The 25,516-nt window shown below is 46.7% G+C and carries 27 protein-coding genes; 23 read left to right on the top strand and 4 right to left on the bottom strand.

Going from position 1 to position 25,516, the window contains the following annotated elements; translation table 11 throughout:
• Positions 1-79: 79 nt before the first annotated feature.
• On the top strand, positions 80-823 hold the full coding sequence (locus AOQ32_RS04310; protein ID WP_059393758.1) for a methylenetetrahydrofolate reductase: 744 nt from the start codon (positions 80-82) through the stop codon (positions 821-823).
• Positions 824-945: 122 nt separating this feature from the next.
• Complete coding sequence (locus AOQ32_RS04305) at positions 946-2,790, top strand: APC family permease (protein WP_059393757.1); 1,845 nt, start codon at positions 946-948, stop codon at positions 2,788-2,790.
• 78 nt (positions 2,791-2,868) lie between these two features.
• Here AOQ32_RS04305 and AOQ32_RS04300 read toward each other — a convergent pair whose 3' ends face one another.
• Together AOQ32_RS04300 and AOQ32_RS04295 are read right to left on the bottom strand one after the other, a co-directional pair.
• Positions 2,869-3,600 carry a type 1 glutamine amidotransferase gene (locus AOQ32_RS04300; protein ID WP_059393756.1) on the bottom strand — a complete coding sequence of 244 codons (732 nt, stop codon included), beginning with the start codon at positions 3,598-3,600 and terminating at the stop codon, positions 2,869-2,871.
• On the bottom strand, positions 3,600-4,958 hold the full coding sequence (locus tag AOQ32_RS04295; RefSeq protein WP_059393755.1) for a Mur ligase family protein: 1,359 nt from the start codon (positions 4,956-4,958) through the stop codon (positions 3,600-3,602). Before AOQ32_RS04295 ends, AOQ32_RS04300 begins: the two co-directional genes overlap by 1 nt.
• A 140-nt stretch (positions 4,959-5,098) precedes the next feature.
• On the opposite strand from AOQ32_RS04295, the gene AOQ32_RS04290 reads away from it, so the two are divergent.
• The 12 genes from AOQ32_RS04290 (at position 5,099) to AOQ32_RS04235 (ending at position 14,719) form a co-directional block, all read left to right on the top strand.
• Positions 5,099-5,689 (top strand): thymidine kinase, encoded by a 591-nt coding sequence (locus AOQ32_RS04290; protein WP_059393754.1) that lies wholly within the window; start codon positions 5,099-5,101, stop codon positions 5,687-5,689.
• A 9-nt stretch (positions 5,690-5,698) separates the two neighbouring features.
• Entirely contained in the window at positions 5,699-6,778 is a 1,080-nt protein-coding gene (gene prfA / locus AOQ32_RS04285; protein WP_059393753.1) for a peptide chain release factor 1, read from the top strand.
• Positions 6,778-7,713 carry a peptide chain release factor N(5)-glutamine methyltransferase gene (gene prmC, locus AOQ32_RS04280; RefSeq protein WP_059393752.1) on the top strand — a complete coding sequence of 312 codons (936 nt, stop codon included), beginning with the start codon at positions 6,778-6,780 and terminating at the stop codon, positions 7,711-7,713. The genes prfA and prmC overlap by 1 nt, the downstream gene beginning before the upstream one ends.
• The gene (locus AOQ32_RS04275; RefSeq protein WP_059393751.1) at positions 7,710-8,720 is read left to right on the top strand and encodes an L-threonylcarbamoyladenylate synthase; all 1,011 of its coding nucleotides are present in this window, start codon (positions 7,710-7,712) and stop codon (positions 8,718-8,720) included. Before prmC ends, AOQ32_RS04275 begins: the two co-directional genes overlap by 4 nt.
• 82 nt (positions 8,721-8,802) lie before the next feature.
• A complete protein-coding gene (locus AOQ32_RS04270) occupies positions 8,803-9,072 on the top strand; it encodes a phosphocarrier protein HPr (protein ID WP_047974667.1) in 270 nt (89 codons plus the stop codon).
• Between the two features lie 135 nt (positions 9,073-9,207).
• Positions 9,208-9,993, top strand: coding sequence for a tRNA (adenosine(37)-N6)-threonylcarbamoyltransferase complex dimerization subunit type 1 TsaB (gene tsaB / locus AOQ32_RS04265; protein WP_059393750.1), 786 nt, complete (start codon positions 9,208-9,210; stop codon positions 9,991-9,993).
• A complete protein-coding gene (rimI, locus tag AOQ32_RS04260; RefSeq protein WP_059393749.1) occupies positions 9,977-10,528 on the top strand; it encodes a ribosomal protein S18-alanine N-acetyltransferase in 552 nt (183 codons plus the stop codon). The genes tsaB and rimI overlap by 17 nt, the downstream gene beginning before the upstream one ends.
• A complete protein-coding gene (locus AOQ32_RS04255; protein WP_059393748.1) occupies positions 10,518-10,991 on the top strand; it encodes a GNAT family N-acetyltransferase in 474 nt (157 codons plus the stop codon). The genes rimI and AOQ32_RS04255 overlap by 11 nt, the downstream gene beginning before the upstream one ends.
• Positions 10,988-12,022: a tRNA (adenosine(37)-N6)-threonylcarbamoyltransferase complex transferase subunit TsaD gene (gene tsaD, locus AOQ32_RS04250; RefSeq protein WP_059393747.1), complete on the top strand. Its 1,035-nt coding sequence runs from the start codon at positions 10,988-10,990 to the stop codon at positions 12,020-12,022. The genes AOQ32_RS04255 and tsaD overlap by 4 nt, the downstream gene beginning before the upstream one ends.
• 93 nt (positions 12,023-12,115) lie before the next feature.
• Positions 12,116-12,763 carry a redox-sensing transcriptional repressor Rex gene (locus tag AOQ32_RS04245; protein ID WP_047974671.1) on the top strand — a complete coding sequence of 216 codons (648 nt, stop codon included), beginning with the start codon at positions 12,116-12,118 and terminating at the stop codon, positions 12,761-12,763.
• 4 nt (positions 12,764-12,767) lie between these two features.
• Positions 12,768-13,808, top strand: coding sequence for a lipid II:glycine glycyltransferase FemX (locus AOQ32_RS04240; protein WP_059393746.1), 1,041 nt, complete (start codon positions 12,768-12,770; stop codon positions 13,806-13,808).
• A gap of 65 nt (positions 13,809-13,873) precedes the next feature.
• On the top strand, positions 13,874-14,719 hold the full coding sequence (locus AOQ32_RS04235; RefSeq protein ID WP_059393745.1) for a Cof-type HAD-IIB family hydrolase: 846 nt from the start codon (positions 13,874-13,876) through the stop codon (positions 14,717-14,719).
• 80 nt (positions 14,720-14,799) lie between these two features.
• Here AOQ32_RS04235 and AOQ32_RS04230 read toward each other — a convergent pair whose 3' ends face one another.
• A complete protein-coding gene (locus AOQ32_RS04230; protein ID WP_059393744.1) occupies positions 14,800-15,285 on the bottom strand; it encodes an FUSC family protein in 486 nt (161 codons plus the stop codon).
• 88 nt (positions 15,286-15,373) lie between these two features.
• On the opposite strand from AOQ32_RS04230, the gene AOQ32_RS04225 reads away from it, so the two are divergent.
• The 6 genes from AOQ32_RS04225 to AOQ32_RS04200 all read left to right on the top strand — a co-directional run bounded on the left by AOQ32_RS04225 (position 15,374) and on the right by AOQ32_RS04200 (position 20,221).
• The gene (locus AOQ32_RS04225; RefSeq protein ID WP_059393786.1) at positions 15,374-16,114 is read left to right on the top strand and encodes a nitroreductase family protein; all 741 of its coding nucleotides are present in this window, start codon (positions 15,374-15,376) and stop codon (positions 16,112-16,114) included.
• A gap of 174 nt (positions 16,115-16,288) precedes the next feature.
• Complete coding sequence (gene groES / locus AOQ32_RS04220) at positions 16,289-16,573, top strand: co-chaperone GroES (protein ID WP_059393743.1); 285 nt, start codon at positions 16,289-16,291, stop codon at positions 16,571-16,573.
• 70 nt (positions 16,574-16,643) lie between these two features.
• Positions 16,644-18,266, top strand: a complete 1,623-nt coding sequence (groL, locus tag AOQ32_RS04215; protein WP_059393742.1) for a chaperonin GroEL — start codon at positions 16,644-16,646, stop codon at positions 18,264-18,266.
• A gap of 145 nt (positions 18,267-18,411) precedes the next feature.
• The gene (locus AOQ32_RS04210) at positions 18,412-18,855 is read left to right on the top strand and encodes a DUF3290 domain-containing protein (RefSeq protein ID WP_059393741.1); all 444 of its coding nucleotides are present in this window, start codon (positions 18,412-18,414) and stop codon (positions 18,853-18,855) included.
• Positions 18,852-19,502 (top strand): DUF421 domain-containing protein, encoded by a 651-nt coding sequence (locus AOQ32_RS04205; protein WP_047974678.1) that lies wholly within the window; start codon positions 18,852-18,854, stop codon positions 19,500-19,502. The genes AOQ32_RS04210 and AOQ32_RS04205 overlap by 4 nt, the downstream gene beginning before the upstream one ends.
• A gap of 38 nt (positions 19,503-19,540) precedes the next feature.
• Complete coding sequence (locus AOQ32_RS04200) at positions 19,541-20,221, top strand: hypothetical protein (RefSeq protein ID WP_059393740.1); 681 nt, start codon at positions 19,541-19,543, stop codon at positions 20,219-20,221.
• 89 nt (positions 20,222-20,310) lie between these two features.
• Here AOQ32_RS04200 and cbpA read toward each other — a convergent pair whose 3' ends face one another.
• Positions 20,311-20,961, bottom strand: a complete 651-nt coding sequence (gene cbpA / locus AOQ32_RS04195) for a cyclic di-AMP binding protein CbpA (protein ID WP_047974680.1) — start codon at positions 20,959-20,961, stop codon at positions 20,311-20,313.
• A gap of 120 nt (positions 20,962-21,081) precedes the next feature.
• Here cbpA and pth point away from each other — a divergent pair, with 120 nt between their 5' ends.
• Genes pth through AOQ32_RS04180 form a run of 3 tightly spaced genes read left to right on the top strand, consistent with a single transcriptional unit; the run spans position 21,082 to position 25,452 of the window.
• Positions 21,082-21,648, top strand: coding sequence for an aminoacyl-tRNA hydrolase (pth, locus tag AOQ32_RS04190; protein ID WP_047974681.1), 567 nt, complete (start codon positions 21,082-21,084; stop codon positions 21,646-21,648).
• Positions 21,649-21,650: 2 nt separating this feature from the next.
• Positions 21,651-25,190, top strand: a complete 3,540-nt coding sequence (mfd, locus tag AOQ32_RS04185; protein ID WP_059393739.1) for a transcription-repair coupling factor — start codon at positions 21,651-21,653, stop codon at positions 25,188-25,190.
• Positions 25,180-25,452 (top strand): RNA-binding S4 domain-containing protein, encoded by a 273-nt coding sequence (locus tag AOQ32_RS04180; RefSeq protein ID WP_059393738.1) that lies wholly within the window; start codon positions 25,180-25,182, stop codon positions 25,450-25,452. Before mfd ends, AOQ32_RS04180 begins: the two co-directional genes overlap by 11 nt.
• Positions 25,453-25,516: the final 64 nt, after the last annotated feature.

The following is a 25,516-nucleotide window of genomic DNA, read 5'->3' as shown; positions in this document are numbered from 1 at the left end:
TATAGCATGAAAATCAGGATTAAGAAAATTGGCCTAGTTGTAATCGTGTCGTTATTTGAAAGCAAAATAAGGAAAACAAATGCAGTCAGTAACTGATTTTTATCAAGACCATCGAGGACCGGTGATTTCACAGGAATTAACCATCAAAAATGGCTTGAAAAGTGCCTGTGCCCGCGATCAGGCACAATATTTTAGCCTGGCCAACCAAGGCCAAACGGATCACGATTGGCAGACCCTTTTGAAGACAGCAACGAAAGTTCAGCTGACAACGAAAAAACCGGTGATGGTTCACGTTCGGGCTAAAGATGTTCAGCCCGACCAAGTGGAATCAACTTTTCACCATCTGCAAGACCTTGGATTAAACAATTTTCTGCTGGTGACTGGGGATAAGCGGGCAGATAGCAATGGGTTTTCATCAGCTCAAGACTTGCTCGTGGCCACTGGCCAAACCGGGTTAGCGGAGCTATGCTTGGCGACAACCTTAGACGTCAACCAGGTTGCTAACCACGGTGTTGCCTGGGTTGTTAACCAGGCTTTGGCCAAGGAAAGGGCTGGGGCGAAAGTTTTGATTAGCCAAATCTTCTTTGATGTGGATAACTTTTTGGCGGTTCAAGAGGGGTTGAAGATGGCCGGATCGGATTTGATCTTAGTGGCAGGTGTCCTTCATTATCCCAGCCAAAATCAGCTTGACTGGGTTCAACGAGTCTTACGTCTGACTGTCCCTGATGATTGGCGAAAAAATCCTGATTTGGCCAGCGCCCGTTTAGTTGCGGATTTAACTGACGGCCAGGCAGCAGGAATCCACTATTTTGCTAATTTTTAAGTGCTGAGGATGGCTCTTTTGGACGCAGAAGGGTTGAATCTTGGAAAAAAAGATGATGAGTGGCTATTTTTCTTCTTCATTCCAAGGTACAATGGTTTGATTACAACGATTTGGAGACAACCATGTTTAGAAACGTGAAGCGGTTTGTAATTGGCAAACCGTTGAAAACATTAGAAGCGTCCGACCAGGCTTTGTCAAAGTCCAAGGCCTTGGCCCTTCTATCATCTGACGCCCTTTCATCCGTCGCTTATGGGACGGAATCGATTACGGCCGTCTTACTGGCCGGTGGTGCAGTAGCCCTTTGGTTACAATTGCCGATTGCGCTCTTAATTTTGCTACTCTTGGCAGCCATTGTTTTGTCTTACCGGCAAATTATCCATGCCTATTCGAACGGTGGTGGTGCTTATACGGTTGCTAGTAAGAATTGGGGCCCCAAAGTTGGCTTAGTAGCTGGTGGCTCACTGTTAGTTGATTATATGTTAACGGTTGCGGTGTCGGCATCGGCTGCTGCTGATGCGATGACAGCCGCTATCCCGAGTTTGCTGCCTTTTGCTGTTCCGCTTTCGTTGGTGATTATCCTGATTTTAACTGCTTTAAACCTTCGTGGCTTGCGTGAATCGGCTAACTTTTTGATGATTCCGGTCTACTTCTTTATCGTCATTATGGCGGCGACAGTTGGTTATGGTCTCTTTCAGGCCGCAACCGGGGCGATTGCCTACCATGCTGCCGCCAAAATCGGCACTGATTTCTCGGCTTTATCGCTCATCTTCTTTTTGCGTGCCTTCTCATCCGGTTCCTCTTCATTGACTGGGGTGGAAGCTATCTCAAATGCGGTGCCAAACTTTAAGGCACCCAAGGAAAAGCATGCTGCTGCAACCTTAACGATGATGGCCTTAATCTTAGCTAGTTTCTTTTTGGGCATTACCTTTTTGTCTTACTGGTATGGCATTGTGCCAAACAGCCATTCGACGGTTTTGTCGCAAATTGCCGCCATTACCTATGGCGGTCATGGTCTAGGCTTTTATTTGGTTCAATTAGCCACAACGCTGATTTTAGCAGTGGCGGCCAATACCGGTTTTTCGGCCTTCCCCGTCCTGGCTGTGAACTTAGCCAAGGATAAGTACCTGCCACACCTCTTTATGGATCAGGGTGACCGATTGGGTTACTCAAATGGGATTTTGTCACTGTCCTTTGGGGCCATGATTTTGACCGTGATTTTCCATGGCTCAACTGATGCTTTAATTCCTTTGTACGCTGTTGGAGTTTTTGTGCCCTTTACGCTGTCTCAGTCGGGGATGATTATCCATTGGTGGCGGTTGAAGCCAAAGTTTTGGTGGGGGAAGGCGGCTATTAATTTCCTTGGTGCCTTTATGTCGGCTGCCTTGGTCATCGTCTTATTTGCGACCCGATTAACCCATGTTTGGCCGTACTTGATTATCATGCCAGCGGTTTTGACCGTATTCTTTAAAATTAGGAAACACTACGATGCGGTTTCTAAGCAGTTGCGCTTACAGTACCTCGATCAAAAGGAACAAAAGCACCAAGAATATGCGGGTTCAACGGCGATTGTCCTCGTCTCGAACCTAACGCAGGTAACGGCTGAGGCCATCGACTATGCGCAATCCGTTGCGACCAAGGTAGTGGCGATGCACGTTTCCTTTGATATTAATCCTGCCAAGGAAGAAAAAATTGCTAAGCAGTTTGCGGCTAATTTCCCAGACGTCCGTTACGTTGACGTCCACTCTTCTTACCGGTCAATCGTCAAACCAGTGGTTGGCTTTGTGACCAAGGTTTCGCATCAGTCTGAAAAGATTAACCATTCGGTCACGGTCATTATTCCCCAGTTCGTACCGAAGAAACCCTGGCAAAATATTTTGCATAACCAGTCCTCACTACGACTGCGGTCTGCTTTATCGGCCATGGATAATATTTCGATTTCGACCTATTATTACCACCTCTCAGAATAAAAATCAGCCAGTCAATCATTGTTATGATTGGTTCAAAAAAAGCCTCCAAATTTTTGGAGGCTTTTGTGTTGCTGATTTTTAGAAAGTTTCGGCTGGAATTTGGTCCAATTTGGCTTGCCAATCAATATCTGGATATTTGCGAGACAAGGCGGTTGCTAAGACGCGTTTTGCCAGATTACCATTACGGGTAAAGATTGGGCCGTGGAAGTAAGAACCGTAAACGTTGTGATAAATCACGCCCTCGGTCTTGTCCATGCCATTATTGCCTTGGCCGGTGGTGACGGTTCCCAAGGCCTTTTCGCCCTTGCCTAAAAAGGTTCGACCTTGGTGGTTTTCAAAGCCGTGGTATTCTTCGCCAGTCTCGTTATTTTTGATGACGATGTCACCAGTTAGCCGGCTACCCTTGAGGGTTTTGACTTGGTCATCGGTCATATTAGTGGTGTAGTGGTCCATGACCCCGATACCATCAACTTTGGTGCCATCGGCCATTTCCATATAATGACCTAGCAGTTGGAAACCACCGCAGACGGCTAAAAGTGGACCATCGTTTTCGATGTATTCTTTTAGGCCATCGGCCTTGGCTTTCAAATCGTTAGCCACGATGGTTTCTTCGTAGTCCTGGCCTCCGCCAAAGAGGACAAAGTCGTAAGCTTTGGGATCGAAGTCATCATTGAGCGAAACGAGGCGGTCGTCAACGTCGACGCCAATTTGCTTGGCATAGTAACGCAGGGCAATGATGTTGCCATAATCGCCGTACGTGTTCATTAAATCACCGTAGAGGTGGGCTAGTTCAAGCGTGTAGTCAGCCATTAATATTCCTCCTGAATGTAACCATGGTTTTTTAAGACGGCTCGAATTTGGAGCATCGCCGTGTAAGTAGCGGTCAGATAAACCTTTTTGGTTGGTGCCTGGTCGATTGCTTTTAAGATATCCTCCGTCTTTTGGTAGGTACCGTCGAGCTTAAAGCCGGCCATCTTCAGGCGAACAGTGACGTCTTTGTAGCGCTCGCCACCGGTTGACAAGGAGACTAATTTTGAATCATGCAGGCGCTCAAATTCGGCGTCCCAAATCCAAGAAGTATCAATTCCATCGGCATAATTGGCATTGAGCAACGTAATTAAAGTGAAGGGATCTTTTTCCGTTTCCATCATATCGATAACGGAGTTCGTCCCAACGGGATTTTTGATGAGCAAAATCGTGACATCCTTGCCATCGACGTCAAGTGATTCCTGGCGGCCGAAGACCTGCTTGTCCTCTTCAAAGGCTTTCTTGATATCAGCAGGGCTGACATCAAAGGTCCGGCCAACAGCGTAGGCTGCCAATGCATTGTAGATGTTGTAGAGACCGCCAATAGCAATCTTGTACGATGTGCCATCGAGATCAAAGGCAGAAGACTTTGGTGTTAATTCGTTTAATGCCGTCACGGCGTAGTCAAGCTTAGGCCGCTTGAAACCATCGGTTGTTGAAAAATAGCGGCCGAGGTTGGCATAAGTGATGAAGTCATAGTGGAGGACGGAATTGTCCGTTGGGGAAAGGATACCATCCGTGTTTGTTGGCGCCTTTAAGTCTTTAAAATCAGCTTCCTTGACGTTGTCAAAGCCATAGTAAATCCGCTGATTTGAGTAAGAACCGCGAGCAAAGATGGGCGAATCAGCGTTGGTAATTACCGTTGCGTTTGGTGCCTGGTTAATGCCGGCGATAATCTTATCGTAAGTGGAATAAATTTCACCGTAGCGGTCGAGTTGGTCGCGGAAGAGGTTGGTCAAAACGAAGTATTTCGGTTCAATGGCCTTTGCCAAAGACAAAACATTGGCTTCATCAACTTCCAAGACGGCAACTGGCTTTTTTCCATTGGGTGATGGCTGCACCTTTGTCGTTAGAAGCGTACCAACAATTCCCTGGACCATGTTGGAACCAGATGGGTTGGTCACGACCGTGTAGCCACCAGCCCGCAAGACCCGGGTGATTAAGGCGGTTGTCAATGTTTTCCCATTTGTTCCCGTGACAATCACCAGGTCAAATTCTTTTTCAATGGTCTGTAAAACTTCTGGATCAATCTTAACGGCTAGCTTGCCGGGTAAAGAAGTACCGCCACGCTTTAAGATATTGCGGAGCAAAAAATGACTACTTTTGGCCGTAAATTTGGCTAACTGACTTTTTACTGACATAAAAAAGTCCCCCTTTTTCTAAACTCTTATTTTACCATGCGCCATGCGAATTTTCCCTAAAATGGTCTAGGCAGTCGAGTTATGATTAAAAAATTGCTATAATAGATTGATAGAATAGATGGAATAAGTGAGGCGAAAACGTGGCACAACTGTACTTTGAATATGGGGCGATGGGCTCTGGCAAATCAATTGAAATTTTGAAAGTTGCTCATAATTATGAATCTCAAGACAAAGAGGTCTTGTTGCTAACGCCCTTAGTGGATGACCGCGATGGGATTGGCGTGATTGCCTCACGAATTGGGTTAAAGCGACCAGCAACGGTTGTGGCCGAGGATGAAAATCTCTATAAAATGATTAAGGCCCGCAAGAACGATAAATTAGCGGCTGTTTTGGTTGATGAGGCGCAATTTTTAATGGCGAATCAGGTCGATCAATTGGCCTACGTAGTCGATGATTTAAACTTGCCTGTGATGGCCTTTGGCCTGAAGCAGGATGCCTTTAACCACCTGTTTGAAGGGTCACGTCGCTTGTTGGAGATTGCCGATAAGCTTGAAGAGATGAAAACGATTTGCTCGTTTTGTGGTAAAAAGGCAACGACCCAACTGCGAATTGCCAATGGTCAACCGCAGTATTCTGGTAACCAGGTCCAAATCGGGGGGGATGAGTCGTACTTGCCAACCTGCCGCAAACATTGGTACCACCCAATTTTAGAAATGATTCCAAAGAATTAAGGAGACACGATGGATCCGATATTTTCACAATTACAAGCGGTCGTGGACCGTTACGATGAATTGAATCAAATGCTAGCCGATCCCGAGGTCATGAGCGATTCAAAGAATTACATGGCGCTGTCAAAAGAAGCGGGTGGCATTCGCGAAACGGTTGAAACCTTCAAGCGCTACCAACAGGTCGTCAACGACTTGCTTGAGGCCGAAGAACTCTTAGGGGATGCTGAAATGGGTGAATTAGCCAAGGAAGATCTGGCGACACTCAAACCCGAAAAGGCCGAATTAGAGGAAAAGCTAAAAGTTTTGATGTTGCCCACTGACCCCAATGATGATAAAAACATCATTATGGAAATTCGTGGTGCTGCGGGTGGCGACGAGTCGTCCTTGTTTGCGGCTGATTTGCTAGGAATGTACCGCCGTTACGCCGAAAATCAGGGCTGGTCATTGCAGATTGTTGATGAAACGACAACTGAAGTGGGTGGCTATAAGGAAGTCGTGGCGATGATTGTTGGGAACAACGTTTATTCAAAGTTGAAGTTTGAATCGGGTGCTCACCGCGTGCAACGAGTGCCATCAACGGAAACACAAGGTCGAATCCACACCTCAACGGCTACGGTCGGTGTGATGCCAGAGTTCGAAGAAGTCGATGCAGAAGGATTAATTGATCCAAAAGATGTCCGTGAGGATGTTTACCGGTCATCTGGTGCCGGTGGTCAGCACGTTAACAAGACGTCTTCAGCGATTCGCTTGACCCACGAACCAACAGGAATTACGGTGGCCATGCAAGACGAACGGTCCCAGCAACAAAACCGGGCACGGGCCTGGAAGATTTTGAACGCCCGTGTTTACGACCACTTTGCCCAGGAAAACGAGGCGGAGTATGCCGAACAGCGGAAAACGGCTGTTGGTTCTGGGGCGCGGTCCGAACGAATTCGAACTTATAACTACCCACAAAACCGGGTGACAGACCACCGCATTGGCTTGACTTTGAATAAGTTGGATCGGATTATTGCCGGTGACTTAGATGAAATCATTGATGCTTTGGTCTTAGCCGAACAAACAGCTAAGCTGGCGGAGTTAAATCAGCAATAATGACACAAGAAAAAACTGACTGGCAACAGTCACATCGGCTAAATCAGGCAGGCTCCGAAAAAACGGTTCAGATTTCGCTTTTAGAAGCACGCAAGTGGGCGCTCAAGGAACTGACGGCGGCCGGTTTGGATGCAGACGAGGCGAGTGATAACGTTGACTTTCTTTTAACAGGCGCTTTGAAAGTGAACTACGGGATGCTGCGGGCCAACCTAACCCGGCAAATGCACCCCTGGCTAGCCAAGCGCTGGCCAACATGGATTGCCCAGTTGCTCAAGGGCGTTCCCGCCCAGTATGTTCTCGGGCAGGCACCCTTTTATGGTCGCGAGTTCGTGGTCGATGACCGGGTCTTGATTCCCCGTCCAGAAACGGAACTATTGGTTGACTGGGTTTTGAGCGATTTGAAGGCTAAGGGTGAGCAGGCCCCGACTATTTTAGATGTTGGGACAGGGTCTGGCGCAATCATTTTGACGTTGGCTCAGGAATTACCCGACGCTCGTGGAATTGGCCTTGATATTTCGTTGGATGCTTTGGCAGTGGCCAAGAAAAACCGGCACCAATTCGAATTGGCGAACCGCGTTGGCTTGATGCAATCCGACCTCTTTACGGCTGTGGCCGACCAGCGCTTTGACGTTATCGTTTCTAACCCGCCTTATATCCGACCGGATGGACAGGAAGAAATGGATAAATCAGTGGTGGCCTTCGAGCCTGATTTGGCCTTGTACGCCCCAAATGGTGGCAAAGCCCTCTATGAACGAATGGCGCATGGCTTAGAAAAACAGCTGACGCCAGGCGGGGTCGCCTACTTTGAAATTGGCTATGATCAAGGCGAAGCGTTAACGAAGGTCTTCCAAGACCAATTACCAACAGCAACAGTGACATTGAAGCAGGATTTAGCCGGTCTTGACCGGATGATCCGGGTACAGTTAAAAAAATGAAAACGAAAGATTTACAAAACAATAGTACAGATATCGCAGAGGCAGCAGCGCTGATTCAGGCGGGTGAGGTGGTTGCCTTTCCAACTGAAACAGTTTATGGTTTGGGCGCGGATGCTACTAACGACGAAGCCGTCCAAGCTGTCTTTACGGCAAAGGGTCGGCCAGCCGATAATCCGTTGATTATGACGGTTGGGGATGCGAGCCAATTGTCTTCTTACGTTGAGGTTTCTCACCAAGCAAGACAGTTGATGAACACGTTTTGGCCGGGTTCGCTGACCATCATTTTACCGATTAAGGAAAATGCAGTTTCGATGCTGGTGACGGGTGGCCTGCAAACGGCGGCCGTTCGCATGCCGGATAACCAAGCAACGCGGGCAATGATCCGCCTGGCGGGGACGCCAATTGTTGGTCCATCTGCCAACCTTTCTGGCAAGCCCTCGCCAACGACGGCTGCTCACGTTCATCATGATATGGATGGGAAGATTGCTGCCGTTTTGGATGATGGTCCAACCCAAGTGGGCTTGGAATCAACAGTCATCGATTTAACGGCGGCCGAGCCAACCATCTTGCGTACGGGAGCCGTCAGTCAAAAGATGTTGACGGTGGTCTTGGGGAAGAAAGTCATCGATGGAACTAGTCAAAAGTCCTTGGCGGCCGATGAAACCCCAAAGGCTCCGGGGATGAAGTACCGGCATTATGCACCGGATAAGCCCGTGATTGTCTTTGACCCATTGGACTTCAATGACCTCAAGGACAGTCTGCAAGAGGGCGATGCCATCATGGCTTCAGAGGAGCTGCTGGCAGCATTACCAAAAACCGTGCCATCGTGGTCTCTAGGAGCTGATTTGGCCAGTGCGAGTGAAAACCTCTTTGCTGGGTTGCGCTACTTTGATGACCAGGCTGCTGTTGGCAAAATCTATGCCCAGGCGATGCCGGACATCGATTTGGGTAAGGCATATAACAATCGGTTAGGCAAAGCTAGTGGGGGCCAGCGATTTACTCTGTAATAAAAGAGATTTACCTTGCTATTTTGTAAGCGCTTTGATAAACTAAAACTGAATAAAAGACTTTTCCAAAAAGGAGAATATTATGGCAGAAACACAAGAGTTCAACATCATTTCAGAGACAGGGATTCATGCCCGTCCAGCTACTTTATTAGTACAGGCAGCTTCAAAGTTTGTTTCAGAAGTTACTTTGTCATACCAAGGCAAGGAAGTTAATTTGAAGTCAATCATGGGTGTGATGTCACTCGGTGTTGGCCATGGTGCAGACGTGACTATCAAGGCCGATGGTGACGATGCAAAGGATGCCTTGGCAGCAGTGGCAAAGGTCATGAAGGATGAAGGCTTGGTTAAGTAACCAAAGCTGATTTTAGATTATTTTCGACGAAAGGTCGCACTTTGGCGGCTTTTTTTATTTGAATTAAGAATGATTTTTAGTAAAATGAAGAAAAGTATCGATGTTAATTGGCGTCGATGACACGGGAGGGCTTTCATGAATATTTTGGTGATTGATACAAGTAACCAACCACTGCTCGTCGGCTTAGGCCAAGACGGCCAATTACTCGACACGTTCCAAACGGATAAGCCAAAAAATCATTCGATTGATCTTTTACCAGCGATTAAGTCGCTTCTGGCGGCTCAGGAGCTAACGGTACAAGATATCGACCAAATTGCCGTTGCCAAGGGTCCGGGATCTTTCACGGGCCTGCGCATTGGGCTGACGGTTGGTAAGGTCTTAGCGGACACGCTGAAAAAGCCACTCCTGGCCATTTCATCTTTGCAAAGCTTGGCCAAGCAAGTGCAATTGAAGCAGCAATCTGGCACTCTTGCAGCTGAGGATTCAACGGTGCAAAATCCCCATCCGGGTAAGCTAACCAAGGACACGGTTGTGTTGGCTCTCTTTGATGCGCGCAATCAAAATGTTTTTGCTGGTGCTTATTTGGGTGACATGGTTGTCTTGGAGGATGGCCATTATCCACTAGAAGAGGTCTTGGACCTTGTCAGCCAGGTGGCCGAGCCGGTGGTTGTGGTTGGGGATGGTTTACATTTCCAAGATACGATTGAAGAAGCCTTAGCAAATCAGCCCCTCACAATTTTGGACCATGACCAGTCATTACCAACGGGAACCGGACTTTTGGCCCTGGCACAAACAACTGCTCCCGTTGACAATATCGATGACTTAACGCCATCGTACTTAAGAAAAACCCAGGCGGAATTAAACTGGGAACAAAATCATCAAGACGATGGGCAGGACAAACCCTATGTTTTTAAAGTTTAAGAGAAAACAGAAAGTGCGACCAGTCGCCCAGACCTTGGTCGATTTTCCCGGTGAGACTTTTGAAGCAGCTGGGGAAGAATTATTATTACGAGTAGCAACTGTTTCCGATATTCCCGGACTTGTCGCGATTCAAGAGGCAGTCTACAATGGCTATGCCCCTTGGGTTTCGCGCGATTTCTACCATGAATTAACCCAAGAAAAGGATCGACTATACTTGGTCGCTTTGAGAAAGGACCAGGTCATTGCCTTTATTGCTTTGGTCAAGCGTGATTTGGTTTCTGATTTACATATTGCCAATATCGCCGTGTTGCCGGTTTGGCAGGGACAACAGGTTGGTTCGTATTTGATTAACACAGCCAAGGCAGTTGCTCGTGAAATTGGCTTAAAGGAACTTTCCTTGGAAGCAAGGCGGTCGAATACCGGTGCTTTGGCACTCTACGACCGCCATGGTTTTACGGTTGTGGATGTTGTGGAACATTACTATATTGATAACCAGGAAGATGCAATTTCAATGGTGCTCGACCTTGAACATTAAAACAGCAACAAGCGATGATAGCCAAAGAATCCATCAAATTGCTTTGGCGGCTTTTTCAAGGGATCAGGTACCAAAGCGGTTGATTGATGAGCAATTGGCTGCGGGGCGGGTGACCTATTTATTAGCAGAAATCAATGCACAGGCGCCCGCCAAAACTGATTTAGATGATGGGGCTGCTGAGGAAACTAAAATCGTCGGCTTTTTATCTTACCGTGCCATCTTGGATGAGGTGGACCTCTCTTTTTTGGCCGTTGATCCGGCTTTCCAGGGGCAGGGAATCGCTCGCGAATTAATGCAGGCTTTCTGTGAGCAAAATAACGAGCGAAAGGCCTATTTGGAAGTTGCCGAAAACAATGTTGCTGCCCGGCGTCTGTATGAAACATTTGGCTTTGAAATTTATGCCCGTCGTGATGGTTATTACCATGATGGCCAAACAGCCATCCTAATGGAGAAGAATTTATGACAACTTTAATTGCCTTTGAATCAAGTGCTGACGAGACATCAGTGGCCGTTGTCAAGGACGGCCAGACCGTCTTGAGCAATGCGGTGGCGACCCAGATTAATTCACACCAACGTTTTGGTGGCATCGTGCCGGAGGTTGCTTCCCGTCACCACCTGGAATGGATTACGAAGACCTTAGACATCGCCTTAGCGGATGCAAAGATTCAACCAGAAGACCTCGACGGTGTCGCCGTGACCTACGGACCAGGATTAGTTGGCTCCTTGTTAGTTGGTCTAATGGGGGCCAAAACCTTTGCAATGGCCCACGACCTACCGTTGATTCCGGTCAACCACTTGGCCGGTCACATTGCTGCCGCTAATTTTAACCGGCCAATTGTCTTTCCGGCTTTGGCATTGATGGTTTCCGGTGGTCATACGGAATTGGTCTTGATGAAAGAACCCAATGATTTTCACATTCTGGGTGAGACCTTTGACGATGCGGCTGGTGAATCCTATGATAAAGTTGGTCGGTTGCTGCACTTGCCATATCCTGCTGGGAAGGCGATCGATGAAATGGCTCACAAGGGTCAGGTGACCATTGATTTTCCACAAGCGATGGCCAAAGAGGCCGGGTATGACTTTTCCTTTTCCGGTTTAAAATCAGCGGTCATCAACCAAGTTCACAACGCCGAGCAGCGTGGTGAAACAATCAAGGAAGAGGACCTCGCGGCTTCTTTCCAGGCTGCGGTGATTAAGGCGCTGGTCGGTCGCACAAAGCGGGCCTTGACTGATTTTCCAGTGAAGTCGCTGGTTCTAGCTGGCGGAGTGGCTGCTAACAGCGGATTGCGTACAGCGTTGACTGATTTAATGGCTGATTTTCCAGCCGTTGACTTTATCCCAGTACCCAAGCAGTATACTGGCGATAATGCGGCCATGATTGGCGCGGCGGGCTATTGGAACTACGAAGACAAGATTTTTGCCGATCTTGATTTGAACACAAATCCTGGCCTTGATTTTCCATTAGCAGACCTCAACCAGCAGGATAATGAATAAAAATATTTGTGAAAAATGAGCGAATAGATAGGAAAACCCACAATCTATGCTATAATAAATATAATTTAGTTCACAAAGTGAAATGGAGACGCCATGGACGAGCAAGCAAAGATTCCACGAGCAACCGCCAAGCGGTTGCCCATCTACTACCGTTATTTAACGTTTTTAAATGATGCCGGCACCAACCGGATTTCTTCTGCTGAATTGGCTGAAGCAACCAAGTTTGATGCGGCAACAATTCGCCGTGATTTTTCATATTTTGGTGCTTTAGGCAAACGTGGCTATGGTTACGACGTTGAGGCCCTGTTAGAATTTTTTGCCAAGGTTTTGGACCAAAATTCATTGATTAACGTGGCTTTGATTGGGGTTGGTCATTTGGGCCAGGCTCTTTTGAACTTCAACTTCCACCAATCATCAAACATGCGAATTGCCGCTGCTTTTGATATTAATGAAAACCGGGGCAAGATTTTGTCCGGGGTACCGATTTACGACATGAGTGAATTGGAAGAGCAAATCAAGGCCCAACGGATTAACATCGCCATTTTGACGGTGCCACAAGGTGTTGCCCAGGAAATTACAGATACCTTGGTAGCCGCTGGGGTCAAGGGGATTATGAACTTCACGCCGTTGCGGGTTTCCGTACCAAAGGGTGTTCGGGTTCAAAACGTTGATTTGACTAACGAACTGCAAACGTTGGTTTACTTTATTCAGAACTACGCCTCAATTACGACGGGAAAGTAAGGATATGACGGTCTTAGATTTAACACAGCCAAGTCAGGTACAAAGATACCAAGACTTTGTTAGGACAGCGGCTAAAGGCCAAGTGACCCAGGACCCAATCTGGGGCGACTTGAAGGCTAATTGGGGCCACCTATACCTCTATCATGAAAATCAGGATGGCGACATTGATGCCGCAATGGCGGTCTTAACTATTGAAGCCGTACCTGGAAAATTGTTGGCGTATTGCCCAAAGGGACCCGTTGCTGACGTGACCAACGTCGCCTTGATTAAGGAATTCGTTCAAGAAGCGTTGGCTAATTTGCCAGAAAACGTCTTTTTGGTGCGAATGGATCCGGAAGTGCTCTACAACCAAGACTTGGATCAGGCTTACCAAGACGCTGGCTTTGTGACCCGTAACGTCAAAGTCGAAAACATGCATGGCAACATTCAACCACGTAAAAACGTGGTTTTGTTCTATGACGGTCGAGGCGAAGGGGCGCAACCAATCACTGACGAAGCCAGCTTGATGAAGCACTTCAAAAGCGATTATCGCAATCAAATTCGGCGGGCCATCAAGGATGGGGTCACCGTTACCTCTGGTCGTAGTAAGGAAGACATCGAGGCCTTCTTTAATACCTACAAGATGATGGCCAAGGCTCAGGGAATCACCCACCGGCCAATCGAATACTTCTACCGCATGCAAGAACTATGGGCCGATTCTGATTTGTTCCGGGTTTTCTTGGCACATTATGACGGCCAAGTAATTGCGGCTGGAATTGGTTTTGGTTACGGGGAAAAGATTTGGTATATGTATGCCGGATCAAACCGTGAATTTGCCAAGCACTATGGTCCCTACCTCGTGCAGTGGGAAATGCTGAAGTGGGGGCTTTCCTTAGGGAAGGTTGCTTATGATTTCGGCGGCGTTGGCGAATTTGACCACACTGACGGTCTTTATAAGTTTAAGCACGGCTTTGCCTACCATGACCCACAGGTTGCCTATATTGGGGAGCTGGATTGGGTTGTTGACCAGGCAGCCTATCAAAAATACTTAGAACAATTTGCCTAGCCGATGATGGTAGCCCCTAGTTGTGTGAACTAGTCGACTAGCAAACAAGACAAGAAAGGCATCCAATGACCATTAAAATGATTGCATCCGATATGGATGGTACGTTTTTATCCGGTGAAGATAGTTACGATCAAGAACACTTTGCCCGGGTTTTGTCACAATTAAAGGAAAAAGGCGTGCGCTTTGTCGCGGCCTCCGGTCGACAAGTGGCCAATTTAAAGGAGCTTTTTGAGCCAATGGCCGCTTATGGCTTGTTAGACCAAATCGATTTTGTCGGTTCCAACGGGTCGGTGGTAACGACACCAGGACAAGAGTTATATGCGGTCTATCTGACACCAGAACAGATTCGCAAGGTAATTGATTGGAATGCCTTAAATCCTCAATCAGCTGACAATGTGATTGTTTTGGCTGGGGTCAACGGGACCTATATTTCCAACCACGTCAGCCAAGAATTTAAGGAAATGCTGTCGATGTTCTATCCGAATGTCGTTCAGGTCGAAAAACTCTTGAAGATTGATGATAAGATTTTAGGTGTTTCTTTCGTGTGGCCTCATGAAGAGGTGCAAGAACATGTTCAACAGTTAGAAGAAGTTTTTGGCGAAGAAGTCCACGTCACCGGTTCTGGTTTTGGTTCCGTTGATGTTTTGCCAAAGGGTGTTGATAAGGCGGCGGCCTTGGAAGTTCTCCAAGATTATTACAATGTCACGGATAATGAAGTGATGGTCTTTGGTGATAATACCAATGATTTGGAGATGTTGGCGAAGTATGACAACTCTTACCTGATGCCAAATGCTATGCCATTAATGCACGATGCCCATAAGCGTTTGGCGTTGAAGACAAACGTTCAGGATGGCGTGTTAGCAACCATTGAAAGCGAATTGAAGCTTGATAATCAAGTGGAAATGGATTAAAAAAAGACTCAGCTGAGTCTTTTTTTCTTGCCTATAAAATTAGATTTGTTACCGGCTAACTTTTAGGCCGAAACTGATTTTTAATTGGTTTCCTGTTCTGGGATACCAAAATAATTAACGCCGATAGCAAACAAAACACCGATAAAAGTGTCAACAATTCGTAAGAAGACGTAGTCGATGGTGGCATCCATTGGGATGGTCAAAGCAATCAACAAGAGGGCTGCGAGACCACCAACAATTCCTAGACTACAGTCTAAGGCGTTGAGAATAACAATCGTGCAGATAACGAAAATTGGAATAATGACGATTGGCATCCAGCTATTGTGGTGCGTAAATTCACGAATCAAAAAGTAAAGTAGTGAGAAGAAACCACCAACACTATTTGATAGTAAACGAATTTTGGCAAATTGAATGGTATTGTCCCAATCTTCTCGAAGGGCGAAGACGGCCGCCAAGGCGGGAACCGACGCTGGTCGGTCGACAAAGTGATAAACGAGTAAGACCAACATCACAACAATGGCGGTCTTCACGGTCCGCATGCCGACGTGGATCTGTAACTTTTTCATGGAGTGCTCCTATTTTATTGATAGTATTTAGCGTATCATAGATAGTAAGATAAAGGTAATGATTGTCCAATCAGTGAGGTAAAACATGATTAAAAATCCAGTACTTGATCAATTACATGACCACCAATCAATCCGCTCTTTCTCCGATCGGCCAGTGACCGATGAGGAAGTCGAAGCGATTTTCTCTGCAGCCCTTGCCGGACCGAATATGCAAAACTTTCAGCCAGTCACCTTTATTGAAATCACCGACCAAGACCTCAAGAGGCGGGTCACTGAAAAGGTGAAGATGAAGTACATCGAAAATGCCACTCGGTATTTTGTTGTTACCGTCGATTGGCACAAGGTTTTGTTAAATCAGGACGCTGAAACCCGGGCCATTATGGAAGAACGAATCCAGCACTACCAATATTTGGAGGGCGGGATTGTTTCGGCTTCGATTGCCTTAGGTCGTGCTCAGGTGGCGGCTGAATCGCTTGGAATCGGTTCTGTCACAATGGCAGGTGCAATGGGCGCCTTTGAACTCTACGAAAAGGAATTGGACTTGCCAAAGTACGTTAAGCCAATTATGGGCTTTTCACTTGGCTACCCTGATCAAAAACCAGGCATCAAACCTAAGTTGCCATTGGCTGGTTCATTGATGAAAGACCATTACGATGACGACCAAATGAAGGCTGCCATTGAGGAATATGATCAAACGATGGCCGCTTACTTTAAGGGGCGGAATATTGATTCCAATTGGACGAAGCATAACGCCTCTTTGTTAACGAAGGGGGCTGCGAACACTGCCCTATCTCAATACCCTCATGATAAGGGACTTGATTTAAAATAAAATAAAGATGTATAAAAAGTCGTGCGAGCTTTATTGATGGAGGCCTTGGCCGGCTTTTTCTTTTGAATAAAACGAATTTCACCTTGTTGACAAATAGGTCTTAGGTGCTATACTAAAGTCAGATTAGCACTCGATGTGTACGAGTGCTAAAAATATAAACGGAGGTTGTGATTCATGTTAAAGCCCTTAGGAGACCGCGTGGTCGTCAGTGTTGCAGAACAAAGTGAAAAGACAGTTGGTGGCATTGTCTTAGCCGCTAATACGCAAGAAAAGCCAGTAACCGGTAAGGTTGTGGCAACAGGGAGTGGCTTGGTGGCCGATTCAGGCCAGAAGCTGGACATGACAGTCAAAGAAGGAGACCAGGTTTTATTTGACAAGTTTGCTGGTCAGGAATTGACTTATGATGGTCAATCATACTTGGCTCTCCATGAAAAAGATATTATCGCCATCGTTGATTAAACAACAATTACAAGACAATTAGCACAAATAATGATGATTTCAATCAGTTTTGGTTAAAGGAGTAGGGAAAATGGCAAAGGAATTGAAGTTTGCGGAAGACGCTCGCTCAAAGATGAAGGTCGGAGTTGATAAGTTGGCCGACACTGTGAAAACAACGATTGGGCCAAAGGGTCGCAACGTTGTTTTGGAAGAATCTTATGGTTCACCAATTATTACCAATGATGGGGTCACAATTGCCAAGGCGATTGAATTAGAGGACCATTTTGAAAACATGGGTGCCAAGTTGGTTGCTGAAGTTGCTTCAAAAACCAATGACATTGCGGGTGATGGAACCACTACTGCCACCGTTTTGACTCAAGCAATTGTTGGCGAAGGACTCAAGAACGTAACGGCTGGTGCTAACCCAGTTGGTATTCGGACGGGTATCGAAAAGGCAACGGCAGCCGCTGTTGCTAAGTTGCATGAAATGTCTCACACGGTTTCAACGAAGGACGAAATTGCCCAAATTGCCTCAATTTCAGCAGCGAGCGATGAAGTTGGTTCTTTGATTGCTGAAGCAATGGAAAAGGTTGGTAACGATGGTGTGATTACCATCGAAGAGTCAAAGGGAATTGAAACCACTTTGAACGTTGTCGAAGGAATGCAATTCGACCGTGGCTACATGTCACAGTACATGGTTACTGACAACGAAAAGATGGAAGCTAATTTGGACAACCCTTACATCTTGATCACGGACAAGAAGATTGGTAATATCCAAGATATCTTGCCTGTCTTGCAACAAGTTGTGGAACAGGGTCGGGCAATGTTAATTATCGCAGACGACATCACCGGCGAAGCTTTGCCAACTTTGGTTTTGAACAAGATGCGTGGTACCTTTAACGTTGTTGCGGTCAAGGCACCTGGCTTTGGTGACCGTCGTAAGGCCATGTTGGAAGATATCGCCATCTTAACTGGTGGTACGGTTGTCACAGATGACCTTGGTTTGAACTTGAAGGATGTGACTATCGAACAATTGGGTCAAGCCAATAAGGTCAATATCACCAAGGATAATACGACCGTTGTCGAAGGTGCTGGTGACAAGGCAGCCGTGAAGGAACGGGTTGACTTGATTAAGCAACAAATTGCCGACAGTACCTCAGAATTTGACAAGGAGAAGTTGCAAGAACGTTTGGCAAAGTTGGCCGGCGGTGTGGCTGTCATTAACGTTGGGGCCGCTACTGAAACGGAATTGAAGGAACGTAAGTACCGAATCGAGGATGCTTTGAACGCTACTCGAGCTGCCGTTGAGGAAGGCTTTGTCGCTGGTGGTGGAACGGCTTTGGTGAACGCCATGGCTGCCGCTGCTGCCGTTGAAGCAACAGGTGACGTGGCTACGGGTGTTAAGACCGTTGTGGCCGCTCTTGAAGCGCCAGTTCGTCAAATCGCTGAAAACGCGGGCTTGGAAGGTTCTGTGATTGTTAACAAGTTGAAGGAACAACCTGAAGGAACTGGCTACAATGCCAAGACGGATGAATGGGTTGATATGGTCAAGGCTGGAATCGTTGATCCAACCAAGGTTACACGTTCTGCCTTGCAAAACGCTGCCTCTGTTTCTGCCTTGTTGTTGACGACGGAAGCCGTTGTGGCCGAATTGCCAAAGGAAGATGCACCAATGCCAGCAGCCGGTGCTCAAGGCATGCCAGGCATGATGTAAACTGAGGGTATTTCTGCTAGAAATGTTTTGAAATAAGTGCTAAAGAAGGAAGTAGTCCAATTTGGATTACTTCTTTCTTTTTTTCTAAAAAAATCAGCTGGACCAATGGCTGCCTTGTGCTAGAATAAAGTAACGGAGGGAACTTATGACGTTTTATAGTGTTGATTATTTAACCAAGCAAAATAACTTAACCAATACCGTTGTGATCTTGCTGGTGGCCTTGACCTTTGTTCTTTTGGCTGTTGGTTTGGTAGCAACTTTTCGCCATCGCTTTAATACGCGTTATCGCGATTTGACGATTATTGCCTTTTTATTTTTTGTTTTTTTCGCGGGCGTTCAGTTTACTGATTTGCAAAACACAAATACTAGAAATTCACAGCAAAGTCAGATGACGGCCTTTGTTAAAAACTATGTTAAGGCACAGCATGTTAAAACCGACGACGTTTACTTTAATTCGACTTCGCTTGTTGACGGCATGATTGCTAAAGAAGGCAAGAATTATTACCAAATTGGCCTTTCAAAAGATGGCCAGTCCTATACCCGGACTCAGGTTTATTTGGTTAATGCGAATGTGGAGGTACAACGATGAGTTTTTACTTACCGATTATTTTAAAGTTGGGCATCGGCCTGATTGCCTTGATCGTTCAAATTAATATTTTTGGAAAAGGAAATTTGGCTCCATCAAATGCCTTAGACCAAGTCCAAAACTATGTTTTAGGTGGTATCATTGGAGGAACCATTTATACGGCAACGATTACCGTTTTTCAGTTTATTATCGTGCTGGTCATCTGGACGCTTTGGGTCATGATTTTGAAGTTCTTAAAGGAACACAATCACTTGGCCAAAAAGATTATTGATGGCACGCCAAAGGTCGTAATTGACCGTGGCCAGATTGATGTTGATGCTGTCGTAATGGCCGGCCAGTCGGCTTCTGATTTGATGTTTAAGCTCCGAGAGCAAGAAGTCTACGATGTTTCCAAAGTGAAGCGGGCCGTGATTGAACAAAACGGTCAGCTAACCGTGATTGAATATGGCGATCAGAATCCTAAATATCCGATTATTTATGATGGCCAGGCGAACTTTGATGTGTTGGACGCCATTGATCAAGACGAGGACTGGTTGGAAAATCAGGTCATTGCGGAAGGCTATGCCGGGATTAATGATATCTTCGTTGGCGAATACATTCAGGGGAAGATTCGGTTGACTCCTTATAATCAAAGTGATCAGAAGAAGTAATCGCTTGTTGTCATGGCGAGCGTAGAAAGGATTTTTCATTGACTCTTAAAGAAATCTATCATCGCGCTCGCACTAGTCGAGTTTGGACCATTGTGGTGCCAATGCTCGTTGGCATTGCCTATTCGTGGTGGCGTTACCAGCGCCTTTTGTTTTGGCCAAGCCTATTGATGGTGGTGACAGTGGCCGTAGTCAAGCTTGCCTATGACTGGTGGTTTGACCAATACCCAAGCCATTCGATTTGGATTTTGCGGCTGAAGCGGGGCATTGATGTTATCTTGCCATACTTTTTAATTATTTTAATGCTGTTCTTGAATACAAAGTTCAAGCCAACTGCGGGACTGTTAACTGTTTGGTTCGGGGTTGCGTTTCCTTTAATTGCCTTTTCGCTGTCGATTTCAGTCGCCAAGGATGTTCGCAAAATTCGCGCAGAAGAAATCAGTGCCAAGGAGTTCCAGCATGCTCAAAGTCGGGCTAGCTGGGTCCGCCCAATCTTCTTGCTTTTGCCGGTTCTTGCCTATGCAGAAATTTTATTGCTAACGCTGTCAGGTTACCTACCACTGCTGGCGTGGGCAATGATTGTTTTGTTCCCATTAGTTTTTGCTCAGGCGTTGGCTGTTGGTTTGGAATCCGACTTGGATAAGTCGGCTGATTTACCAGCGCGTAACCTCTTTTTGACGGGGCTTGCCCTTGTCCTAGTGTTGGTAATTGCAGGTGCTTGATTTGAATATCAAAAAGAAAACCGATGACTGTAAGATATGAACCCTGAAATTGGGACTTCATATCATTACTGTCATCGGTTTTTTAGTACCTAAACAAATTCATTTAAGTTTTCAACGGATTGGACTTGGAACCGCTTGCGTTCAAGCTTGGTGATAATCTTGCGCAGGATGGGGGAGTCTTCCGTTAGTGGCAGGGTAAAGAGGATGGATTTCGGTTCGTTTTTCTCGTTTTGAATCGAAAGAACGGACTCGATATTAGTATAGCGGGTGATAACTCGGGTGATTTGTTGCAGATTTCCCCGCTCTTCTTGCTTGGTCTTGACTGCCAGTGAAACACCACCCTTTTGGAGGGACCATGACTGTGATAGCAAGTCCATTAAAGAGGAGTGAGTCAGGACGCCGATAAAGTGGTGGGCGTCATCAACCACGGCAATGTGTGGTAGGTCACGAATAGCGAAGAAAAGTTCATAGAAATCAGCCGAAGTTGAGATAAACTTGGTTGAATTGCGCATGATTGAAGTTGCCCGCTTGCTTGTATCACCACCACGAGCAATATACTCATAAACGTGTTGACGGTAAACATTACCACGGAAGAGGTGCCCGGTGGTATCTAAAATTGGAATTGTACGGATGTGATCGGCTTCTTTACTTTCAAACAGTTCGTAGACTTCTTTGATAGTGGTGTCTTCGCTGATGGTGAGTAATTGATTTTTAGGGACGATCAAAGACTTTGGAAACATAGATTGCCTGCCTTTATAAAAGTTCTTTCTTTGCTCTATCCTAACATATTTATGTGTCAAACTTGCGTGTTATAATGATAAGATTAGGATGTTAGTAGAAATGTTTGAAAGGAAACCCTGATGAAATTTATTTTTGGCCTTGGAAATATTGGTGAAAGCTATGATTTGACAAGACACAACATTGGCTTTATGGCCTTAGACCACTTCGCGGCTAGTCAGGGGGTCGAATTTGTACCAACGAAACTTTATGCATCGGCCGCCAAGGTTGTGATTGATGGGGAAACGGTTTGGTTGGTCAAGCCAAGTACTTACATGAACGATTCTGGTCAGGCGGTTCGAGCCTTTCTGGACTTTTACGGTGGGGATGTTGATGACATCCTCGTGTTGGCCGACGATATGGACCAATCCTTTGGCAAGATTCGCTTTCGGGCCAAGGGCTCTGCCGGTGGCCATAATGGATTAAAGTCAATTATGGCCCATACGAAAACGCAAGGCTTTTTGCGCTTAAAGTTTGGCATTGGCCATCCAGACCATGACCATCAGTCGGTCGTTAATTACGTTTTGGGTAAATTTTCAAAAGACGATTTAGCCACCTGGGATGACACTTTTAAAAAGGTCGACCAGGCCCTCGTGGATTGGGTTCATGGGGCAAATGCGGCTGAATTGAGCAATCAATATAATGGGTAAGCATGACGTTAACAAAATATTTAACGAACAATGAAACAATTACGAAATTAACCGAACAACAAAAGCCTGGCGAGCGCCAGCTTTTTTTGGGTGTGAATGGGGCAGCAAAGGCGGCTTCGTTAGCAGCGATTTATGAACGGCGGCCACAGCCGATTTTGGTGCTCACCGATACTCAGGCCCACTTGGAGGATTTGGCGAACGACCTGGCTGATTTAGTAGCCGAGGAGGACCTTTACCGGTTTTCGGCCGAGGAAGCATTGGCGACGGAACTCGCTGTTTCTTCCAATTCTTTTGTGACTGATCGGGTAGAAGCTTTAACGGGCTTGGCCACCGGTCGGCCTGGAATTTATCTGACAAATTTGGCGGCCTTCGTTCGTTATGAACCGCAGGTGGCTGATTTCACGAATGCACAAATGCGCTTGAAGGTTGGGGAAAGTTATGACTTTCAGGATTTGAAGGCGCGGTTGGTAACCTTGGGCTACCGGCTGGTTGTCCGGGTGGAAAATCCGGGAGAGTACGCTCAGCGAGGATCCATCTTTGATGTCTTTCCACCAACGGCTGACAATCCCTACCGTCTCGATTTTTTTGATGACGAGTTGGATATGATTAAGACCTTTGATCCGTCCAGCCAAAAGAGTTCTGATTCGGTGACCGGGGTGACGGTCTTGCCAGCGACTGATTTGGTGATTGACCAAGACCGCTATCAGGCTGGTAAAGAACGTCTGGAGGAGGCCTTTTCGACTTATCGTAAGGGTTTGCCGGGAGTGGAGAAAAAACACGCCACGGAGGGCTTTGATAGCACGCAGACGGCACTTAATGAAGGGCGCCGGGACCAATCGATTCTGCCGTATGCTCAGTATTTTTTCCAAGAGAAGACGACGCTGATTGATTACTTGGGTCAAGAAGGATTATTCGTTGTTGACGACTTTGCTCGCCTGCAGGAAAGTGCCTTATCGCAGAATACCCTTGACCAGGAATGGCTTGATCAGCAGGTCGAGACCTACCAGATTGTGCCACCATTGGCCATTAAGGATGACTTGGAGGCTATTTTAGACCGAGTTCACCAGGCCGAACTTTACCTGGCCAACTTTCAGCGCGGCTTGAATAAGTTAACATTTGCTCACCTGGAAGAAATCACCTCCAGGCCAGCAAACCAATACTATGGTCAGATTCCGGCTCTTTTACCGGATTTGCAGTTTGCAAAAGACCGCGGGATGACGATGGTGCTTTTAATTAGTGACCATGACCGGGCGCAAAACTTTGTGGCAACACTGAAGGACCATGATTTGACGGTGCCAATCAACCGGGAAATTCAGGCCAATCAGGTCCAAATAATTATTGGTAACTTGGGGGCCGGCTTTGAGTGGCCTAAGAGTCATTTAACGGTCTTAACTGAACGCGAGTTGTTTGATAAGGCGCGGAAGCCGGTGGCCCGTCGGTCCCGGAAGATGGCGAACGCCGAACGTTTGAAGTCCTATAATGAGCTTCAGGTTGGCGACTATGTTGTCCATATTAACCATGGAATCGGTCAGTATCAGGGCTTGCAAAGCCTGGAGGCCAACGGTGGTAAGCAGGATTATTTGGTTATTTTGTACCAAAAGAATGCTAAGATCTTCCTGCCGGTCACTCAGTTAAACCTGATTCAAAAGTATATCGGTGGATCCGATGCTGGGAAGAAGCCCAAGATTAACAAACTGGGCGGGACTGAATGGCAAAAGACCAAGAAACAAGTTCAAAATAAGATTGAAGATATTGCCGACGAGCTGTTAGAGCTTTATGCCGAGCGGGAGGCCAAGCAAGGCTATGCCTTTCCACCCGATGATACGGCCCAACTAAAGTTTGATACGGCCTTTCCTTATCCGGAAACGCCTGACCAGGTTCGTAGTATTGAAGAAATTAAGGCAGACATGCAGCGCTTACGGCCAATGGACCGGCTACTGGTTGGGGATGTTGGCTTTGGTAAAACCGAGGTTGCCTTGCGAGCAGTCTTCAAGGCTGCCCATGCTGGTAAGCAGGTCGCCTTTTTGGCCCCAACAACGATTCTGGTTCAACAGCACTATGAGACGATGGTCGAACGCTTTGCTGATTTCCCAGAAATTCGGATTGGTCACTTGTCCCGCTTTCAAACGGCAGCCGAAAACAAGCAGACCATTCAGGCGTTAAAGGACCATGAATTGGATATTGTCGTTGGCACACACCGTCTGTTGAGTGCCGATGTGGCTTTCGCCGACCTTGGCTTACTGGTCATTGATGAGGAACAGCGTTTTGGTGTTAAGCACAAGGAAAAGTTAAAGCAAATCAGGACCAACGTCGATGTCTTGACGCTAACGGCAACGCCAATTCCGCGGACGCTGAATATGGCGATGGTTGGTGCCCGTGATTTGTCTGTGATTGAAACACCACCATTGAACCGTTATCCAATTCAGACCTACGTGGTCGAACTTGATTGGACCTTGGTGCGTGATGTAATTGGTAAGGAATTGGCCCGTAATGGCCAGGTCTTCTACCTGCATAACCGGGTGGCCGACCTGGAACGGATAGCAGATCAGATTCAAGACTTGGTACCCGATGCTCGGGTGGCGGTTATCCACGGCCAGATGTCAGAGGTTCAATTAGAGGGGATTCTCTACTCCTTTTTGAACCAGGAATTTGATGTTCTGGTGACAACCACGATTATTGAAACTGGGGTTGATATTCCCAATGCGAACACGTTAATCGTTGATAATGCCGATCACATGGGCTTGTCACAGCTTTACCAGCTTCGTGGTCGAGTCGGACGGTCAGCCCGGTTAGCCTATGCCTACTTTACTTATCCATTTACCCGCACGCCGAGTGAAGAGGGACAAAAGCGGCTGGAAGCCATTCGGGACTTTACGGAACTGGGTTCAGGCTTTAAGATTGCGATGCGCGACCTGTCAATTCGAGGTGCCGGCGATTTGCTTGGTAAGCAGCAACACGGCTTTATTGATTCGGTCGGTTATGATTTGTATACCCAGATGCTCAAAGAGACTGTTGCTGCAAAGCAGGGTCAGACCAAGCCGGCAACGACAACGCAAACGGATGCCGAACTGATTTTGGGTGTGTTGGCCTTCTTGCCTGATGACTACGTGGCGGATTCGGCGGAAAAGATTGATCTTTACCGTCAAATTCGTCAGGCGAAGTCAGATGAAGACTTCGAGAATGTTGAGTCTGATTTGATTGACCGCTTCGGTGATTTCCCAGATGAGGTTGGTCGCCTATTACTGGTTTCTCGAATCAAGAACTTGGCTGATTTGGCAGAGGTCACGCAGATCAGACGCCAGAGAAATCAGGTCACGGTGCGCTTTGCTGAATCGATGACCAGCAAATTAGCTGGGGAAACCATTTTCCAAGCCTTGCAGGACGTCCCCTACAAGGCGGTGGTCGATGGCAAGCAGGCTCAGCTGGCCGTCACGTTAACTATTGATTTAAAAGAGGAGTCAGCATACTGGCTCAATAACCTGCGAAACTTCCTCTTGGTTGTTTTGCAACTAACAAAAAAGGATGAAATTGATGCGAATTGATAAGTTTTTAAAGCTGTCACGGATTATTAAGCGCCGGGCCGTCGCCAAGGATTTGGCCGACCAAGGACGGATTGAAATCAACGATAAAAGAGCGAAGTCGGCTGCTAACGTTTCAACAAATGATTTGATTACGATTCATTTCGGTAACAAGACTTTGGTGGTCAAGGTTTTGAAATTGGCTGAAATCGTTAAAAAGGACGAAGCACAGGATCTGTATGAGGTTGTTTCCGAGTCTTATGAGCAAGATGACAAGGAAGATTAAGTTTGTCTAAAGCCTGCTAATTCGCCTTGCAAGTCTATTGCGATTATGTCAAAATAATACTGAT

The organism is Fructobacillus tropaeoli, assembly GCF_001047135.2.
In the GTDB taxonomy this organism is placed as follows: Bacteria; Bacillota; Bacilli; order Lactobacillales; family Lactobacillaceae; genus Fructobacillus; species Fructobacillus tropaeoli.
This window is presented reverse-complemented; position numbering and strand designations above follow the sequence as displayed.

Excerpts from the sequence above, each read along its gene's own strand:
- rimI (WP_059393749.1), top strand. The coding sequence starts at position 9,977 with ATGTTTTTAAAGTTTAAGAGAAAACAGAAAGTGCGACCAGTCGCCCAG.
- AOQ32_RS04245 (WP_047974671.1), top strand. The coding sequence starts at position 12,116 with ATGGACGAGCAAGCAAAGATTCCACGAGCAACCGCCAAGCGGTTGCCC.
- tsaB (WP_059393750.1), top strand. The coding sequence starts at position 9,208 with ATGAATATTTTGGTGATTGATACAAGTAACCAACCACTGCTCGTCGGC.
- AOQ32_RS04295 (WP_059393755.1), bottom strand. The coding sequence starts at position 4,958 with ATGTCAGTAAAAAGTCAGTTAGCCAAATTTACGGCCAAAAGTAGTCAT.
- AOQ32_RS04300 (WP_059393756.1), bottom strand. The coding sequence starts at position 3,600 with ATGGCTGACTACACGCTTGAACTAGCCCACCTCTACGGTGATTTAATG.
- AOQ32_RS04305 (WP_059393757.1), top strand. The coding sequence starts at position 946 with ATGTTTAGAAACGTGAAGCGGTTTGTAATTGGCAAACCGTTGAAAACA.
- pth (WP_047974681.1), top strand. The coding sequence starts at position 21,082 with ATGAAATTTATTTTTGGCCTTGGAAATATTGGTGAAAGCTATGATTTG.
- prmC (WP_059393752.1), top strand. The coding sequence starts at position 6,778 with ATGACACAAGAAAAAACTGACTGGCAACAGTCACATCGGCTAAATCAG.
- AOQ32_RS04235 (WP_059393745.1), top strand. The coding sequence starts at position 13,874 with ATGACCATTAAAATGATTGCATCCGATATGGATGGTACGTTTTTATCC.
- groES (WP_059393743.1), top strand. The coding sequence starts at position 16,289 with ATGTTAAAGCCCTTAGGAGACCGCGTGGTCGTCAGTGTTGCAGAACAA.
- prfA (WP_059393753.1), top strand. The coding sequence starts at position 5,699 with ATGGATCCGATATTTTCACAATTACAAGCGGTCGTGGACCGTTACGAT.
- AOQ32_RS04210 (WP_059393741.1), top strand. The coding sequence starts at position 18,412 with ATGACGTTTTATAGTGTTGATTATTTAACCAAGCAAAATAACTTAACC.
- AOQ32_RS04240 (WP_059393746.1), top strand. The coding sequence starts at position 12,768 with ATGACGGTCTTAGATTTAACACAGCCAAGTCAGGTACAAAGATACCAA.
- AOQ32_RS04205 (WP_047974678.1), top strand. The coding sequence starts at position 18,852 with ATGAGTTTTTACTTACCGATTATTTTAAAGTTGGGCATCGGCCTGATT.
- groL (WP_059393742.1), top strand. The coding sequence starts at position 16,644 with ATGGCAAAGGAATTGAAGTTTGCGGAAGACGCTCGCTCAAAGATGAAG.
- AOQ32_RS04230 (WP_059393744.1), bottom strand. The coding sequence starts at position 15,285 with ATGAAAAAGTTACAGATCCACGTCGGCATGCGGACCGTGAAGACCGCC.
- mfd (WP_059393739.1), top strand. The coding sequence starts at position 21,651 with ATGACGTTAACAAAATATTTAACGAACAATGAAACAATTACGAAATTA.
- AOQ32_RS04180 (WP_059393738.1), top strand. The coding sequence starts at position 25,180 with ATGCGAATTGATAAGTTTTTAAAGCTGTCACGGATTATTAAGCGCCGG.
- AOQ32_RS04310 (WP_059393758.1), top strand. The coding sequence starts at position 80 with ATGCAGTCAGTAACTGATTTTTATCAAGACCATCGAGGACCGGTGATT.
- AOQ32_RS04270 (WP_047974667.1), top strand. The coding sequence starts at position 8,803 with ATGGCAGAAACACAAGAGTTCAACATCATTTCAGAGACAGGGATTCAT.
- cbpA (WP_047974680.1), bottom strand. The coding sequence starts at position 20,961 with ATGTTTCCAAAGTCTTTGATCGTCCCTAAAAATCAATTACTCACCATC.
- AOQ32_RS04275 (WP_059393751.1), top strand. The coding sequence starts at position 7,710 with ATGAAAACGAAAGATTTACAAAACAATAGTACAGATATCGCAGAGGCA.
- tsaD (WP_059393747.1), top strand. The coding sequence starts at position 10,988 with ATGACAACTTTAATTGCCTTTGAATCAAGTGCTGACGAGACATCAGTG.